General features: G+C 60.9%; 15 protein-coding genes and 1 tRNA gene. 5 read left to right on the top strand and 11 right to left on the bottom strand.

Translation table 11 applies throughout. The features are described from left to right. The first annotated feature begins 20 nt into the window (after nt 1–20). Nucleotides 21–971 (top strand): NAD(P)/FAD-dependent oxidoreductase, encoded by a 951-nt coding sequence (locus AC0V6X_RS03595; protein WP_486183227.1) that lies wholly within the window; start codon nt 21–23, stop codon nt 969–971. A 6-nt stretch (nt 972–977) separates the two neighbouring features. Here the strand turns inward: AC0V6X_RS03595 and AC0V6X_RS03600 are convergent, their stop codons facing one another. The 5 genes from AC0V6X_RS03600 to yghU form a co-directional block, all read right to left on the bottom strand. Then, nucleotides 978–1,139, bottom strand: a complete 162-nt coding sequence (locus tag AC0V6X_RS03600) for a metallothionein (RefSeq protein WP_486183228.1) — start codon at nt 1,137–1,139, stop codon at nt 978–980. A 12-nt stretch (nt 1,140–1,151) separates the two neighbouring features. Then, on the bottom strand, nt 1,152–1,466 hold the full coding sequence (locus tag AC0V6X_RS03605; RefSeq protein WP_486183229.1) for an ArsR/SmtB family transcription factor: 315 nt from the start codon (nt 1,464–1,466) through the stop codon (nt 1,152–1,154). Between the two features lie 490 nt (nt 1,467–1,956). Then, a tRNA-Gln gene (locus AC0V6X_RS03610) sits at nt 1,957–2,031 on the bottom strand. 66 nt (nt 2,032–2,097) lie between these two features. Continuing rightward, nucleotides 2,098–3,519, bottom strand: coding sequence for an MFS transporter (locus tag AC0V6X_RS03615; protein WP_486183230.1), 1,422 nt, complete (start codon nt 3,517–3,519; stop codon nt 2,098–2,100). Between the two features lie 102 nt (nt 3,520–3,621). Continuing rightward, nucleotides 3,622–4,485, bottom strand: coding sequence for a glutathione-dependent disulfide-bond oxidoreductase (gene yghU, locus AC0V6X_RS03620; RefSeq protein ID WP_486183231.1), 864 nt, complete (start codon nt 4,483–4,485; stop codon nt 3,622–3,624). Nucleotides 4,486–4,887: 402 nt separating this feature from the next. Here yghU and AC0V6X_RS03625 point away from each other — a divergent pair, with 402 nt between their 5' ends. The 3 genes from AC0V6X_RS03625 (at nt 4,888) to AC0V6X_RS03635 (ending at nt 10,755) form a co-directional block, all read left to right on the top strand. Continuing rightward, nucleotides 4,888–6,945: an NAD(+) synthase gene (locus AC0V6X_RS03625; RefSeq protein WP_486185506.1), complete on the top strand. Its 2,058-nt coding sequence runs from the start codon at nt 4,888–4,890 to the stop codon at nt 6,943–6,945. A gap of 97 nt (nt 6,946–7,042) precedes the next feature. Then, a complete protein-coding gene (locus AC0V6X_RS03630; protein WP_486183232.1) occupies nt 7,043–9,334 on the top strand; it encodes a methyl-accepting chemotaxis protein in 2,292 nt (763 codons plus the stop codon). Between the two features lie 83 nt (nt 9,335–9,417). Then, a complete protein-coding gene (locus tag AC0V6X_RS03635; RefSeq protein ID WP_486183233.1) occupies nt 9,418–10,755 on the top strand; it encodes an MFS transporter in 1,338 nt (445 codons plus the stop codon). 31 nt (nt 10,756–10,786) lie between these two features. Here the strand turns inward: AC0V6X_RS03635 and AC0V6X_RS03640 are convergent, their stop codons facing one another. Beyond that, a complete protein-coding gene (locus AC0V6X_RS03640) occupies nt 10,787–11,383 on the bottom strand; it encodes an FMN-dependent NADH-azoreductase (RefSeq protein ID WP_486183234.1) in 597 nt (198 codons plus the stop codon). An 82-nt stretch (nt 11,384–11,465) separates the two neighbouring features. Beyond that, entirely contained in the window at nt 11,466–12,182 is a 717-nt protein-coding gene (locus AC0V6X_RS03645; RefSeq protein ID WP_486185507.1) for a pirin family protein, read from the bottom strand. A gap of 118 nt (nt 12,183–12,300) precedes the next feature. On the opposite strand from AC0V6X_RS03645, the gene AC0V6X_RS03650 reads away from it, so the two are divergent. Next, the gene (locus AC0V6X_RS03650; RefSeq protein ID WP_486183235.1) at nt 12,301–13,194 is read left to right on the top strand and encodes a LysR family transcriptional regulator; all 894 of its coding nucleotides are present in this window, start codon (nt 12,301–12,303) and stop codon (nt 13,192–13,194) included. Nucleotides 13,195–13,220: 26 nt separating this feature from the next. Here the strand turns inward: AC0V6X_RS03650 and AC0V6X_RS03655 are convergent, their stop codons facing one another. The 4 genes from AC0V6X_RS03655 to AC0V6X_RS03670 are packed head-to-tail and all read right to left on the bottom strand — an operon-like array spanning nt 13,221 to nt 15,130. Next, nucleotides 13,221–13,649: a hypothetical protein gene (locus tag AC0V6X_RS03655; protein ID WP_486183236.1), complete on the bottom strand. Its 429-nt coding sequence runs from the start codon at nt 13,647–13,649 to the stop codon at nt 13,221–13,223. 6 nt (nt 13,650–13,655) lie between these two features. Continuing rightward, the gene (locus tag AC0V6X_RS03660; protein WP_486183237.1) at nt 13,656–14,033 is read right to left on the bottom strand and encodes a hypothetical protein; all 378 of its coding nucleotides are present in this window, start codon (nt 14,031–14,033) and stop codon (nt 13,656–13,658) included. Nucleotides 14,034–14,074: 41 nt separating this feature from the next. Next, entirely contained in the window at nt 14,075–14,749 is a 675-nt protein-coding gene (locus tag AC0V6X_RS03665; protein WP_486183238.1) for a glutathione S-transferase, read from the bottom strand. Nucleotides 14,750–14,752: 3 nt separating this feature from the next. Further along, nucleotides 14,753–15,130 (bottom strand): hypothetical protein, encoded by a 378-nt coding sequence (locus tag AC0V6X_RS03670; protein ID WP_486183239.1) that lies wholly within the window; start codon nt 15,128–15,130, stop codon nt 14,753–14,755. Nucleotides 15,131–15,142 lie beyond the last annotated feature (12 nt).

Consider the following 15,142-nt stretch of genomic DNA (forward strand, 5'->3'; position numbering starts at 1 on the left):
GATCGGCGCGTTAGGCTCGCATGGACGGACAACACAGCGATATTCTCATCATCGGCGCAGGGATGGCTGGGCTCACCTGTGCCACGCAGCTCAAGGGCGCAGGGCGGAAAGTCACCGTGCTCGACAAGGGGCGGGGACCGGGCGGGCGCATGGCGGCGCGGCGGGCTGAGGTGGCGGGAAGCCAAGTCTCCTTCGACCACGGCGCGCAATACTTCACCGCGCGCGATTCCGGTTTTCAGGCGCAAGTGGTGCGGTGGGAAGCGGCAGGTGCAGTGGCGCGTTGGCCCGCTGCAGGCGAGGACGCTTGGGTTGGCACTCCCGGCATGAATGGTCCGATCAAGGCGATGGCCTCACCGCTCGATGTGCATTGGAGCACGCGGGCCATGGCTCTGACGCGCGATGGTGACATCTGGCGGGTTGATGCGGAGGACGCGCAGTTCTCAGCCGACACAGTGCTGGTCGCTGTTCCTGCCGAGCAAGCGGCCGACTTGCTGTCCGGTCCCGCTCCAAAGCTGGGCGCGGTGGCGGCGGGCGTGACCTCGCAACCCTGCTGGGCGGTGATGGTGGGCTTCTCCGAGCCGCTGGCCAATTTGCCGGACTGCTTGCGTAATGCGGAGGAGCGGATTTCTTGGGCCGCGCGCAATTCAGCTAAGCCGGGCAGGGCAGGTGCGGAGAACTGGGTACTCCACGCTTCGCCGGAGCGCTCGAAAGAGATTATCGACCTGCCCAAAGAGGAAGCCGCTAAGCTCCTCCTCGCCGATTTCTTTGCGCAGACGGGACAAGCTCCGGTGGAGCCAATTCACAGCGTCGCGCATCGCTGGCTCTATGCCATGCCTGCGAGCATCATGGGTGAGCCAGCCCGCTATGACGCCGACCAAAGAATCGGCATTGCAGGCGACTATCTGCACTCACCACGCGTAGAGGGAGCCTGGATATCAGGCTCCGCTCTCGCACGGTTGGTGCTCAGCTAAAGAGGCTTAGCAGCCGCACCCGGAGTGACCGCAGCCTGCCGTCGTGGCGTGACCGTCGGCGCAGGCTTCGCTGCAATAATTCTTGCCATCGCGCGCAATCGCATCAGCGGTGCTGACGACGCAAACGCAGGGCTCGCAAGCGCAGACTTGTTGAGTGACTTGGACCATTGGAAGTCTCCTTTAGTTTTCGGTTCCGTGACAATCGAAGAGGTGCTCGATCATGATGTTCAGCACGCTGTCCACACAGTCATCCGCCATTGCGTAAAACACCTGTTTTCCGCGCCGTTCGGATTTGAGGATCCGCGCAGAGCGCAGCAGACGCAGATGGTGGCTGGTAAGCGAGGCCGAAATGCCAAGCTTTTCAGCAATCTCACCCGTGGCACGTTCCTGATCCTTGCAAGCGATCACAATGGACAGGCGCGTGGGATCAGACAGCAGACCGAACGTGTCGGCCAGCTCACTGGTTTGATCGAAATTGATCTCTAGCGTGCTCATGAATGAACATTTGAACGACTGTTCAATTGTTGTCAAGAGGAATGTGCGCGGGTGACGGTTGTGGGGGAGGGGTTTTGAGTTTTTGTTTTGCGCACCCGCATCCGCGGGCGCGTCCTCGCTAGACGTGCTTCGCTACGCTACGCACCTGCTGCGGGCGGGCGGTCGCCCTTGTGGTCCGCTTCGCGGCCCGTGCTCCGCGATTACGCAGCGATGTTGTCCAAGGCGGCTCGCGGCCAGTCTAATCTATCGGCTTGCGGGACGTCCGCCAGCTCTGACGCAAGCATCCATGCTGTCAAAGGGGCGGTACTTCTTTGTGCGGTCGTAGTAGGCGCCACCGCGAGGATGGCAGATGCCGCTGTCCGAGAGCTTGACCGGAGGGTTTGAATTGCTCTGAGCGGCGAGGGAACTGGTGCTCCCAAGGAGGCCGGCTGCAACGAGGGCAAGGATCGGACGCCGGTTCATAAGGCAAACAAACCAAAATCAAAGATTTTGGCTGGGGTGGCAGGGATCGAACCTGCGAATGCCGGTACCAAAAACCGGTGCCTTACCACTTGGCTACACCCCAGCAGAGGGCGCGGATATAGCGGCTCTTCCGGGAATGTGAAGGGGCTTTTCGCGCAAGTGTTGACGCTTATTCACGTTCTGCGCGGCGCGTGGCGAGATCGGCCTCCGCCTCGGCCAGCACGCGCCGGTTGATCCCATAGAACATCAGTGCAATCGCGGCAGGCACCAGAACCGCCGCCGGGATCACCGCAAAGGCGATCTGGATACCCATCAAAGCACTCTCGCTCTGCGGGCCATCAGTGGAAAAGCCCGTCGCGGCAAGGACAAAGCCGGGCACCGCTGAACCAAAGGCGATCCCCGCCTTCACGCCGAAGACCGACGCGGCGACCACCAGAGCAGTCATCTGCCGGTGCGACTTCCACTCGATGAACTCGGCAATGTCGGTGAACATGGCGAAGGAGAGGACCATCAGCAGACCAAAGCCGAACCCGACCAGATATTGCACACCAGTCTGCGGCCATATCGCATCGAGCGGTAGCAGGTAGAAGGCGACAATCATGCTCGCCTTTAATGCTCCGGCGAAGATCAGCAGATGCGACTTCTCAATCCACTTTTGCACGATGGAGCCGATGATGACGCCGCTCACCTGACCGATGGCGAGGGCGGTCAGAAACAGGGCCGCGCGGTCGAGGAAGCCGAAGACCGGAGCGCCATCATCGCCAACGACATATTGGAAGAAGAAAGGAGCGGTTGCCGCGCGTGCCGCGATGGAGGTTACTCCCAGTATCGCTGAGATCGCCACCACGATCCACGGCAAGGTCGTCAGCAACACGCGCAGATCCCCGCCAAGCGAGCCGTTTTGCGGGGCAGGGGGAGTCCGCTCCCGCGTGCTGAGCGCCGTTGTGAGCAGGCAAAAGACCGAGACGACTGCGATGCAGGATATGGTGAGCAGGACGCCCAGGCTTTGATCCTCGCCCCCCAACTCGCGCACCAGGGTCGTGCCCAGCGCGCCAAACAAAATGCCTCCCAAAGCGGAGAAAAACATGCGGAATGCGGTCACATTCTGGCGCACTCTGGAGGAGGGATGGATCACGCCTAGCAGCCCGCCATAGGGCACATTCACCGCTGTGAAGGCCAGCGTGCACAAAGTGTAGGTGACATAGGCCCAGATCAGCAGTGAGGTCTCACCCAGATCATCGGGCGCTGCGAAGATCAGCACCATCGTGACGCCCAGCGGCAGGGCGCCGAGCAAGATGTAAGGGCGATAGCGGCCCCAGCGCGTGCGTGTGCGGTCGGCAATCGCTCCCATCATCGGGTCGGTGAAAGCATCGACCAGCTTGGTGATGAGCAGCATTGTTCCAATCGCCGCCGGCGCAATCCCGCCCAGCGCGATGAAGAAGAACGGGATGTAATAGCCGAAGAAGTTGAGCATCAGGCCAGAGGCCAGATCGCCCACGCCATAGCCCAACTTCTCACCCAGCCCGATCCGGTCAGATTTCTGGGCCGAAGTCGGCTTAGCGTTTGCGGGTGCAGCGGCGCTGGTGGCCAAGCTTTATTCCTTTTTGAGAGGCTCCAAACGACAATGGGCCGGAAGTCTGTGAACTTCCAGCCCATTCTTTGCTTTTCGTGACGCCCTTTTGTCAGCGCGCCGTCAGAAGGTGAAGTCGAGGTTCAGCCCGTCAAAGTCGACAGGGGAGTGGCGCTCTGCCAATTGCTGGTCTTCATCGCCCCAGACCTTGTTGACGAGCCGTCCGCGCTGAACGCCGGGGCGGACTGCGATCTCGCGGGCCCAACGAGCCACGTTCTCGTATTCATCGATGGAGAGGAAGCGCTTGGCCTCGTTGTAGATCGTGCCAGCGACAAACGGCGCGAGCCACGGGAAGTTTGCCATGTCGGCGATTGTGTACTCGTCTCCGGCAAGAAAGCGGCTCTCGCCAAGGCGCTTGTCCGCGACGTCGAAGATGCGCTTTGTCTCCATGGCGTAGCGGTTGATCGGGTACTCGTATTTCTCCGGCGCATAGGCGTAGAAGTGACCGAAGCCGCCGCCGATGAATGGGCCGGTGCCGACCTGCCAGAACAGCCAGCTGAGCGTTTCTGCGCGGCCCGCGGAGTCGGCGGGGAGGAAAGCTCCAAACTTTTCGGCCAAGTAGACGAGGATCGCGCCGCTTTCGAAAATGCGGATATCCTCATCGCCGGTTGTGTCGATCAGAGCGGGGATTTTGGAGTTCGGATTGATCCCGACAAAGCCGCTGGTGAATTGCTGCCCGTCGCCGATATTAACGGTGTAGGCGTCGTATTCCGCGCCTGCGTGACCGGCTTCGAGCAATTCCTCGAGCATGATCGTCACCTTCACCCCGTTAGGTGTGGCGAGCGAGTGGAGCTGAAAAGGGTTGGAACCGCGCGGCAGATCCTTCTCCTCGCGCGGGCCGGCGGTCGGACGGTTGATGCGGGCGAATTTGCCGCCGCTTTCCGTATTGGTCCAAACCTCGGGCGGGGTGTAAGTGGGATCGGCCATGTCTGCGTGCCTCCTAATGCGTTGTTCCTGAATGTTGGTTCGGGAAGTGGGGCATGGGGGTTACATTGGCAAGTCGTCGATCCCAGCGCTTTTGCTTTGCGCGCCCCAAGCTAAGCTTGAAATGCGTATCCCAAAAGGATACTTGGGGCCATGCACCTCGCCGGACACAGGATTCGCCTCTGGAGAGAGGCCCATGACCCGCCGCTCTCAGCGGAAGAGTTCGGCGCGCAATATGGTGAGGGCTGGCCCAGCCGCACGGTCTATGGCTGGGAAGCCAAGGGCAAGATCGCGCGCCCTCCGGTCCAGAAACGCCTCGCCGAGCTGGGCATTTGTGATCCCGCCGATTGGCTGGAACCCGCCCCTCCCGAAACGAACGACACCCCCGAAGCGAAAGCACGTCCAATGACAGACACGCACCCCTTCTACGACATGCACGACCACGGCTTCGTCCGTGTGGCGACCGCGACGCCGTGTCACCGGACGGCGGATGTCGCCTACAATGTGAAGGGCATTCTGGCGGAGGCGCACAAGGCGCATGAGAGACAAGTTGACCTCGTCGTCTATCCGGAGTTGTGCATCTCCTCTTACGCGATCGACGATCTCCTGCTGCAGAACGCTTTGCTCGATGCCTCGGAAGAAGCGCTTGCCGAAATCGCAGAGGCGACCGCTGACCTGACGCCCGTGCTGGTGGTGGGAGCGCCGCTGCGCCGCAATGCCAAGCTCTACAATTGCGCTATCGTGATCGCGGGCGGAGAAATCCTCGGCGCGATCCCGAAGAGCTATCTGCCCAACTATCGCGAGTTTTACGAGAAGCGCCACTTCGCCCACGGCCGCAATTGCCAAGACCTGTGGATCGGCATCAATGGCGAGGAAGTGCCGTTCGGAACCGACCTCGTCTTTGCCGCCTCCAACCTGCCGGGCTTCCGCTTTGGCGTCGAGATTTGCGAGGATTTCTGGGCGCCCAATCCTCCGGGCACTCTGGCCGCGATGGCCGGAGCGTTGATCTTGTGCAACCTCTCGGCCTCTCCCATCACGATTGGCCGCGCGGATGACCGCCACCTGCACTGCCGCTCCTCCAGCGCGCGCTCGATCTGCGCCTATGTCTACTCGGCGAGCGGGCATGGTGAGAGCACGACCGACCTCGCATGGGATGGGCAGGGCGTCATCTACGAGCTGGGCGGATTGTTGGCGGAAAGCACCCGCTTCGACCTTAAGCCCGAACTGTGCGTCACCGACATCGACACCGACCGGATCGCGGGCGAGCGGATGCGCAACCAGACCTTTGCCGATGCGGCTGAGGCTCACGACAGGCCAGAGGACAGCTTCCGTCGGATCGTGTTCGACCATGCCTACGCTGAAGGCGATATCGGCCTCACGCGAAACGTTGCGCGCTTCCCCTTTGTGCCCAACAATCCCAAGACGCTGGACGAGGATTGCTACGAAGCGTTCAACATTCAGGTCGATGCCCTGATGCGACGGATTGAGGCAACGAAAGCAAAGAGCCTCGTCATCGGTATTTCAGGCGGTCTGGACTCCACCCACGCGCTGATCGTCGCGGCCAAGGCCTGCGACCGCCTCGGCCTGCCGCGCACGACCATCCGCGCCTATACTATGCCGGGCTTTGCGACCTCGGACGGGACCAAATCCAACGCGTGGAAGCTGATGGAGGCTTTTGGCGTTACCGCGGAGGAGATCGACATCAAACCCGCCGCCACCCGCATGCTCGAAGACATGAAGCACCCCTTTGCCGATGGTGAGCCGCACTATGATGTGACCTTCGAGAATGTGCAGGCAGGGCTGCGCACCGACTATCTGTTCCGCCTGGCAGGCCAGCATGGCGGCTTTGTCGTGGGGACCGGAGACCTCTCCGAACTCGCGCTTGGCTGGTGCACTTATGGCGTGGGCGACCATATGAGCCATTACGGCGTCAATGCGGGCGTGCCCAAAACGCTGATCCGCTACCTGATCCGCTGGACGGTGGAGACGGAGCAATTCTCACCCGATTGCGGCGAGATCCTGATGAGCGTCTACGACACCGTCATCTCGCCTGAGCTGGTGCCAGCGGGCGAAGATGGCGCGATTCAGGACACGGAAGCGAAGATCGGGCCGTATGAATTGAACGACTTTTTCCTCCACCATTGCGTGCGTTTCGGCCAACGCCCCGGAAAGATCGCCTTCATCGCGTGGCATGCTTGGAAGGATGCAAGCGCGGGTGAGTGGCCAGCCGGTTTCCCGGAGAACCGCAAGAACCAATATGAGCTCAGCGAAGTCGCCAAATGGCTGGAAAACTTCCTGCGCCGCTTCTTCGGATTCTCGCAATTCAAACGCTCCGCCATCCCCAACGGGCCCAAGGTTTCCTCCCAAGGCGCGCTCAGCCCCCGAGGCGACTGGCGCGCGCCGAGCGATGCGGTTGCGGATGTCTGGCTGGCGGAATTGAAGCAGAGTTTGCCACTCGGCTAAGGGGTATACCCTCAGTCAACACTAAATGGCGCGTTTACCATATGGTAAAGCCCCTAGATTATTGAGCGTTTCTGGTCGCTTAATCTAGGGGGTCGTAGTGGCTGTTCAGATCTGGCTTGGGATTGCCTGCGTTCTTGTCGCAGCTATGCAAATCGGCTTCCTGTTTCTGGAAGCGGGTTTCGTTCGCTCGAAAAACTCCATCAATGTTTCGATGAAGAACCTTGCGGACTTCGTCGTTGCGATCCTCTCGTTTCACCTGCTGGGCGCGGCCATCATGTTTGGTGGCGGTTTTGGAGCCTTTGGCTTTGACCTGTCGCTGATGGCCTATTCGGGTTCGGGCGAGATAGTTCTGTTCCTCCTGTTTCAAGCGATGTTCTGCGGCACGGCGGCGACGATTGTGTCGGGCGCTGTGGCAGAGCGGATGCGTTTTACCGCTTACATCATTCTCACTTTGCCGCTGACGCTGCTGATCTACCCGATGATCGGCCACTGGGCCTGGGCAAGCCTGCTTCCGGGCGGTTCAGGGCAAGGCTGGTTGGAGGCTCTGGGCTTCTTCGACTTTGCCGGGTCTGCGGTCGTGCACCTCACTGGAGGGGCAGCGGCGCTCGCGATCCTGATGGTTGTCGGCGCGCGCCACGGACGCTTTGACAAAGACGCGCAGCAAATGCGCTCAATCCACGGCCACAGCCCGATCCTTGCTGGCAGCGGAGCCTTGTGCCTGCTGGTCGGCTGGCTCGGTTTTAACTCCGGCACGCTTGCGCCGGGGAGTGACGAATTTGCCCGCGCCCTTTCCAACACGCTCTATGCCGGTTGCGCAGGCGCGATTGCGGCGGCCTTTATGGGTTTGAAGGTCGATGGATATTACCGCGCGGACCGGATGATCAACGGAATGCTGGTGGGGCTTGTGACGATCACAGCATCAGCTCCGTTCGCAAGCTCGCTGGGAGCGATCCTTGCCGCGGGCCTGTCGGGCGCTCTGTCCGTTCACGTTGCCAATTGGATGGAGCGGACCCGCCGGATCGACGATGCGGTCTACGCGGTCAGCGTCCATGGTTTTGGCGGTATTATGGGCGTGCTTTCTGTGCCCTTCATCGTCCCTGCCGCTGCTTTGCCCAACGGGCTGGTCGCGCAATTGGGCGTGCAGGCTCTAGGTGTTGTTGCCATCGGCGGCTTCGCTTTCATCGCGATGGGCTTTGCCGCCCACGCCATGCATTCTCGCGGCAAATTGCGCGTCAGTATCGAGGATGAGCAGCGCGGGCTCAACCTGTCGGAACACAATGCACTGATGGGCAATGCCGAGCTGGTGAAGACCTTGAACGGCATCAACAATGGCGTCTCCAATATCGGCACGCGGATCGAAATGGACCCGTTTGACGAGGGCGGAGATATCGCTGCGGCCTTGAACGTCTTCCTTGACCGGGTGGAGGCCTCCGAACGCTCCGCTTCCGAAAAGCTCAAAGCCGAACAGCGCGCGACCCAAAGTCTGGCTGAACGCGAACGCCAGCGCGCCAATGACAGTGAGACTTTGTTGCGCAGCTTCCAGATGGAGTTTGCAGCGCTGGTCGAGCAGCTCAAATCCCAAGCGCAAGATCTTTCAGCCGGTTCAGTTGCGCTCTCCCAGCGCTCCGCCCAGTCGGGCGAACTGGTCGATGAAGCCAGCGAGCAAGCTGAAGACACCGTCGCCATGGCAGAGCAAATGGCGCAAGGCGCAAGCCTGCTCGCGCAGACGCTCGAAATGGTAGGCCACCGCGTTGAACGCGCACAATTGGCCGCAAAAGAGGCCGAAACAGCGAGCGAGAAGGGCAGCCAGATCGCCGCGACTTTGGAGGCTTCCACGCGCGAAATTGGCAAGCTCGTCGCTTTGATCGAAGCGATTTCTGACAAGACGCGGCTACTTTCGTTGAACGCGCAGATCGAAGCGGCGCGTGCGGGCGAGGCAGGGCTGGGCTTTGCCGTGGTCTCCAGCGAAGTCGGTGAACTGGCCAAGCAGAGCGAGGCGGCGACCGATGAGATCACCGATATTGTCAGCTCTCTCACCGATCTGATCGGCAGCTCCATTGCGCAGTTCCGCGCCATCGACGCCTCGATGCAGACCGTGCGGGGCAGCGCGGAGGAAGCATCCAAAGCGGTGAGCGATCAGCGCACGACAGGCTCCGACCTGCACAACCTTATCGACGGTGCGCGCAGCCGGGCCTTGGCGAGCGGCGCGGCAGTCTCGCGCGTGTCGGAGAACTTTGCTGAGGCTGCGACGACGATTGACCGGATCGACAGCAGTTCGGAACAACTGGAAGAGCTGGCGAAGCGCATCGACGCTGAGGTCAGCGCCCTGCGCACCCGCTTTGCTGGCCTCGCCAAGGACACCCCACCCACAGCCATCCCCGCCGAATAGGGCACTTACCCTCAGGCAAACTTGCCTAATCCTGCGATCCCGCTAGCCTTCGCTGCTTATGGGGCGCCTGATGGGGGAATTTGATGGCGAGCGAAGCAGTGCAAGCAGAGGGCGGTATGATCCTGGAGAGGTCGCGCCCGCTGCGCTTCTTCACCCTGTTCATCCTCTATGTCGGGCAAGGCATGCCTATCGGCCTGTTCTGGTTCGCGATCCCTGCATGGATGGCAGTGAGCGGGGCGAGCGCGGCGGAGGTTGGCACTGTCGCAGGCCTAACCGCTTTGCCGTGGTCGTTGAAGCTGGTGAATGGCTTTTTCATGGACCGCTACACTTTCCTTGCCATGGGACGCAGACGGGTCTGGATTCTGGGCGCGCAGGGGGTGATGATCGCTGCTCTCATTGTGGCCGCTTTGCTCAACCCGGCTTCGCAAGACGTCGCCGTGCTGGGCGCTATTGGCTTTGTCGTGAACATGGCGACGACGTTCCAGGACGTCGCGGTAGACGGCCTTGCGGTCGATATCATGACCGAGGATGAGCGTGCGCGCGGGTCTGGCATGATGTTTGGCGGGCAGGCCATCGGCATCGCGGTTGCGACCGCCATTACGGGCTTCGTGATCGAGGATTTTGGCGCGCCGGCTGCTTATCTGTGCGTCGCCGCGATCATCTTTGGCCTGTGCCTCTACATCGCATCCTTCCGCGAGCGTGTAGGCGAAAAGCGCATGCCATGGAGCGCAGGCGAGGCGCATGAGAGGAACCTTTCAATTCAAGCGGATGCCTGGTTGCCGATTCTCAAATCGACCTTCATCTCACTCAAGACACCAAAGAGCCTGCTGTGGATCGTCGTCCTGTTCGGGACTGGCAGCATGTATGGCGGTTTGACCGGGGGCGGGCCGATGATCGGGGCCAATTATGTCGGCTGGGACACCTCGACCATATCCTTCCACACCGCGGCCGCCGGGCTGGTGTCGGGCGTCTTGTCGATGACTTTGGGCGGCTGGCTGGGCGATCGCTATGGCGCGAAGGCGATTGGCATCATGTGGATTTCGATCACGCTGGTTCTGCTGACTGCGATGTACCTTCTGGTCGACCAGTGGAGCAGCCCGATACTGTTCATGATCTTCCTCTACGGTTGGCTCTCGCTCAACAATTTGCGCACGGTCGCCATTCTGCCGATTGCAATGCGGCTATGCGATCCCAAGGTCGCCGCGACGCAGTTCACGATCTATATGTCGATGTCGAATTTCGGCATTTCCTTTGGCAGCTTCATGCTGGGCCTGACCGACCAAATGGGCGGGCTTTCCTCGATTTTCCTGATCGTGGGAGCGGGCCATCTGGTGGGTCTGATCCTGCTGCTGACCGTCAAATTCCCGCGCCGTCCGGAGTACTACGCAAAGCAGACCGAACCCGCGCTTGTCTTCAGTTGAGGCATGCGCGGGCTATCAGGTCCGATAAGGGCTAGGCCGCAATCTTGGCGACCCGTTCATGCGCGGCGGTAATTTTGTCGGCACCGTCTGCGCCCATGACCCCGTCAGCGGCGACCACTTCGACATCGGTGATGCCGAGGAAGCCGAGGAAGAAGGTGAGCCAGCTCGACATGAAATCCATGTCCGAACCGACCGGCGTGCCGCCTGAGGCAATCGCGATATAGGCCTTCTTGCCGGTCAGCAGACCTTCGGGGCCGTTGGGCGTGTACTGGAAGGTGGTTCCGGCGCGGGCGACCAGATCAGCCCAGGCTTTGACGCTGGCAGGCACTCCGAAGTTATAGATCGGGGAGGCGATGACGATCGTGTCGGCCGCCTGAAGCTCTTCAATCAGCGTGTCGGAAATCACGGCGAGTTCGGCCTGTTCAGGCGTGCGCTCGGCGGCAGGGGTGAGGTTCGCGTTGAAGCGCGCTTCGCTGATCAGCGGCAGGTCTTGCGCGGCAAGGTCGCGGGTGGTGACGCTCGCGCCCGATGCAGCCGCGAGGCGGTCGGTTAGATCCTGTCCCAGCTTGCGCGAAACGCTCTCGGCGTCCGAACGGATGCTGGCGGAGATGTGGAGGATGTTGCTCATGGGATTTGTCCTTTGGTTTCGGAAAAAAGGGTGGGGCCGACCGATGAGAGGGGGAGGGGACGGTCGGCCCCGAGGGAGTAGTTTAAGCGGCGTCCACCAGCACGACTTCGCTGTCTTCGAGCGCGGTGATGGTCACCTCCTCGATCTGCGTCATCGCAACGCCGTCGCGGGCCTTGGCGATGGTCTCCCCGATCTGGACCTTGCCGGTGGCAGGGACGAGATAGAGGTGACGCCGCAGGCTTGAGACATCGTAGGTGACGCTCTCGCCAGCCTTGATCGTGGCGCCCAGCACTTTCGCATCGGTGCGGATGGGCAGCGGCGCGTCGTTGTCGTTTGAGCCTGAGGGCACGTTTCCGCTAGCCAAAGTCACGAACTGACCGGCACGCTCTCCCTTGGGGAACTGCTTCGCGCCCCAGCTGGGATCGCCGCCACGCTCATTCGGGATGATCCAGATCTGGAAGAGCGTCGTGTCCTCTTCCTCTAGATTGTACTCCGAGTGCTGCACGCCGTTCCCTGCGCTCATCACCTGGACGTCGCCAGCCTCCGTGCGGCCGACATTGCCCATCGAATCCTTATGCGTGATCGCGCCTTTGCGGACATAGGTGATGATCTCCATGTCCTCATGCGGGTGGGTCGGGAAGCCAGTGCCGGGAGCGATCGTGTCGTCGTTCCAGACGCGGATCGGTCCCCACTGGACGCGGGCCGGATCGTGGTATCCTGCAAAGGAGAAGTGGTGATGCGCGTCGAGCCAACCGTGATTGGCACTGCCGAGGCTCTCGAAGGGACGCAGTTCGATGATGGGAGTGGTCATAGTAAGTCTCCTGTTCGTGTGTTGAGGCCGAGATAGGCTGACTCGATCAATCAGATAAGTGCGATAAAACTTGCGGTAATGTTCAAATTATCCGAACATATGAGCCATGAAACTCGGCGAACCCAGTCTCGACCATCTGCGCATCTTCCTCACCGTGGTGGAGGAGGGCAGTTTTGGAGCAGCAGCGCGCCGGATGGGGCGGGCGGTCTCGGCCATTTCCTATGGTATCGCGCAATTGGAGGCGCAGCTTGCGGTCTCGCTGTTCGAGCGGGAAGGGTCACGCAAACCTGTCCTGACCGAAGCAGGCGAGGGGTTGCTGGCCGAGGCTCGCAGCGTGGCGGACGGGGTCGATGCTCTGCTCGCCAAGACGCGCTCACTTCATGCAGGGCTGGAGAGCCAGCTCGCACTTGTCATTGACGTCATGGTGCCAGGCGATGTCACCGCGCGGGTGCTGAGCGATTTTCGCGCGACGTTCCCGACCGTGGCCCTGCGATTGCGGGTCGAGGGGCTGGGCGCGGTCGCCGCCTGCCTGATCGAGGAGGAAGCGCAGCTCGCCATCGGAGGACCGGTGATCGCGCGCGACCCGCAATTGGAGCGGCAGGTGATCGGCAGCGTGGAGCTGATCCCCGTCGCCTCTCCCGATCATCCGCTAGGACGACCTCACATCGCTCCGGGAGAGAGCCGCAAGCATCTGCAACTCGTCCTCTCCGACCGCTCTTCACGCACCGAGGGGCGGGAGTTCTCGGTGCTCAGCCCTCTGACATGGCGGCTGGGCGATCTCGGCGCGAAGCACTCGCTGCTCAAACAGGGGCTGGGATGGGGCAACATGCCGCGCGAAATGGTGGAGGGCGATCTGAAAGCGGGCCGGTTGGTGGAGTTAGACCTGCCGGAGAAGCCGGGCGACACCTACACCTTGGCAGCGCTCTGGCGCCGCGACACGCGGTTGGGGCCTGCGACCAGTTGGCTGATCGATGCATATCGAGAGGCGCTGGCCCGATAGGCGGCACGCGTCCGTTTAGCTAAGCATCAGACCTTGGACGCGCCCTCTTGTGTGGCGGACACATCAGGGACCTCAGGCGCCTCACGCAGCCACGCAATCGCCTCTACCTTGTCTTCGAAGAAGCCGACATCGACGCCCTTGCTCACGCGCTTGTACTGCATAGCGGTGAGGGGAGTGGCGTTGAGGATCGCAATCCGCTGAAGCCCGAACTTGACGCACAAAAGCAGATGCTCGCGAATAGCTTCAGCAGTTGTGCGGTCCTGCGGGACAAAGCCGGTGAAATCGACCATTGCGTAGATTGGTTTGCGGTTCTCGATCAAAGGCAAACAGACCCGCGCGATGTCGTCAAAATAGGCTTGCATCGACTCCACGTCCCAAAAGCCGGTAATGGCGGATTGGAGCTCGCATTTGCTTTCGGTGAGCGTGTTGGAGAATGTCTTTTCTAGGGTTTGCATGGGTCTCTAACTCCGCAGCCATTTCAGGGCATCGACTTCGTTCTCAAAGAACTCGCAATCCAACGCCTCGCTTACCCGTCGGAATTGTTGCAGCACCAGCATGGATGAATAGAGGATCGCCATTCGCTCTACGCCCATAGCGGCGGATGCTTTTTGTGATTCCTCGATCAGGGGAACAATTTCGCGGGACTGGACAGCGAAATCGCGCAGATCGCTCATCACCCGGAAGCCTTGCTTGTCGTGACGATAGGGTTGCGACGCGGACAGAAGTTCCGAGAACAACTTCATGGAAGTGGCCTGATCGTGCAAGCCACTGGCAGACCAGTGAATCTCGCGATGCCTGTCAATGCGCTTGACGCTGTATCGAGGGGCTAAGTCTTGCATGCCCCAATACATAGGGGGAAATGGTTAAATCCCTCTAACGCTCAACCTGTACTTACTGGCTGGTCCGGCCCAAAGGAAATCGGCACATCGCCCGCTTTCCAGGGCGCGAATTTGGGCATGATACGCTTGAACAGATCGGATGCGAGATGGGCTTCAAGCCATTGCTGAAGATGCGGCAGACCTTGCGCGTCGAACCAGTCTCGATCGGTGTTGGCAAATTGCCGGATGAAGGGGAAGAGCGCGATGTCGGTGAGGGTGCGCGTCTCTCCGCAAAGCTGCTTTTGCGTCCCCAGCCGCATGTCGAGATCGTTGAGGATCGCCAGACCGCTTGAGCGATGATCGTAGCGGAAGGTCTCCACATCGCCGCCCGCTTCGTCTGGATAGCGGGTGGGGTATTTGTAGCGGTCCAAGTGATGCTTGAATGCCCCGTCAAAGCGCGCGATCAGCTCCTCGTCCTCGCCTTCCAGCCAGCCTTCGGGATCACTCTGCGCCAGCGCCCAGCGCATCACGGCTAGGCTTTCGTCAATGACGGTTCCGTCCTCTTCGACCAGCACGGGGACGGTCGCTTTGGGAGAGGCTTCGATCAATTCCGGCGGTTTGTTGGCAAGCTTCACCTCGCGCAATTCCACACTGATCCCAGCGATCCACAAAGCCATGCGCGCCCGCATCGCATAGGGGCAGCGGCGGAAGGAATAGAGGATGGGCCGGGCCGACATCGCCTACGAACGCATCCAAGCGAGCGCTTGTTCTTTGGTCTCGAAGATTTCCAAACTTGCAGCCGTGGCGAGCCGTTTGTGTTGCATCGATACGATTGGAGGTGGGTTGAGAAGTGCCATGCGCACGAGGCCGTTGTCGCTGGCTTCCTTGACGCTCTTTTCAATGATCTCTGCGGTTTCCCGGCCTTGGGGAATGAAATCCGTCAGATCGCCAAGGACCGACCATTCCTTCCCTGTGGCAATGAAGGGGTAGGCGGCACGCGCCAGCTCGGCCATGAACGCTGTGGCGGCATTGGCATCATAGAGGCCTTCGATCCGGTAGTGGACTTCGTGGTGCTTCTCGATCCGTTGAACCGAATGGTTTGGTTCATACGTGCTCATGCAAAAGCTCTC

It is taken from the genome of Erythrobacter sp. S267 (genome assembly GCF_057365045.1).

Bases quoted from the DNA above. Each gene is read 5' to 3' on its own strand.
- AC0V6X_RS03595 (WP_486183227.1), top strand. From the start codon at position 21: ATGGACGGACAACACAGCGATATTCTCATCATCGGCGCAGGGATGGCT.
- AC0V6X_RS03600 (WP_486183228.1), bottom strand. From the start codon at position 1,139: ATGGTCCAAGTCACTCAACAAGTCTGCGCTTGCGAGCCCTGCGTTTGC.
- AC0V6X_RS03605 (WP_486183229.1), bottom strand. From the start codon at position 1,466: ATGAGCACGCTAGAGATCAATTTCGATCAAACCAGTGAGCTGGCCGAC.
- yghU (WP_486183231.1), bottom strand. From the start codon at position 4,485: ATGGCCGATCCCACTTACACCCCGCCCGAGGTTTGGACCAATACGGAA.
- AC0V6X_RS03625 (WP_486185506.1), top strand. From the start codon at position 4,888: ATGACAGACACGCACCCCTTCTACGACATGCACGACCACGGCTTCGTC.
- AC0V6X_RS03635 (WP_486183233.1), top strand. From the start codon at position 9,418: ATGGCGAGCGAAGCAGTGCAAGCAGAGGGCGGTATGATCCTGGAGAGG.
- AC0V6X_RS03640 (WP_486183234.1), bottom strand. From the start codon at position 11,383: ATGAGCAACATCCTCCACATCTCCGCCAGCATCCGTTCGGACGCCGAG.
- AC0V6X_RS03650 (WP_486183235.1), top strand. From the start codon at position 12,301: ATGAAACTCGGCGAACCCAGTCTCGACCATCTGCGCATCTTCCTCACC.
- AC0V6X_RS03655 (WP_486183236.1), bottom strand. From the start codon at position 13,649: ATGCAAACCCTAGAAAAGACATTCTCCAACACGCTCACCGAAAGCAAA.
- AC0V6X_RS03660 (WP_486183237.1), bottom strand. From the start codon at position 14,033: ATGCAAGACTTAGCCCCTCGATACAGCGTCAAGCGCATTGACAGGCAT.
- AC0V6X_RS03665 (WP_486183238.1), bottom strand. From the start codon at position 14,749: ATGTCGGCCCGGCCCATCCTCTATTCCTTCCGCCGCTGCCCCTATGCG.
- AC0V6X_RS03670 (WP_486183239.1), bottom strand. From the start codon at position 15,130: ATGAGCACGTATGAACCAAACCATTCGGTTCAACGGATCGAGAAGCAC.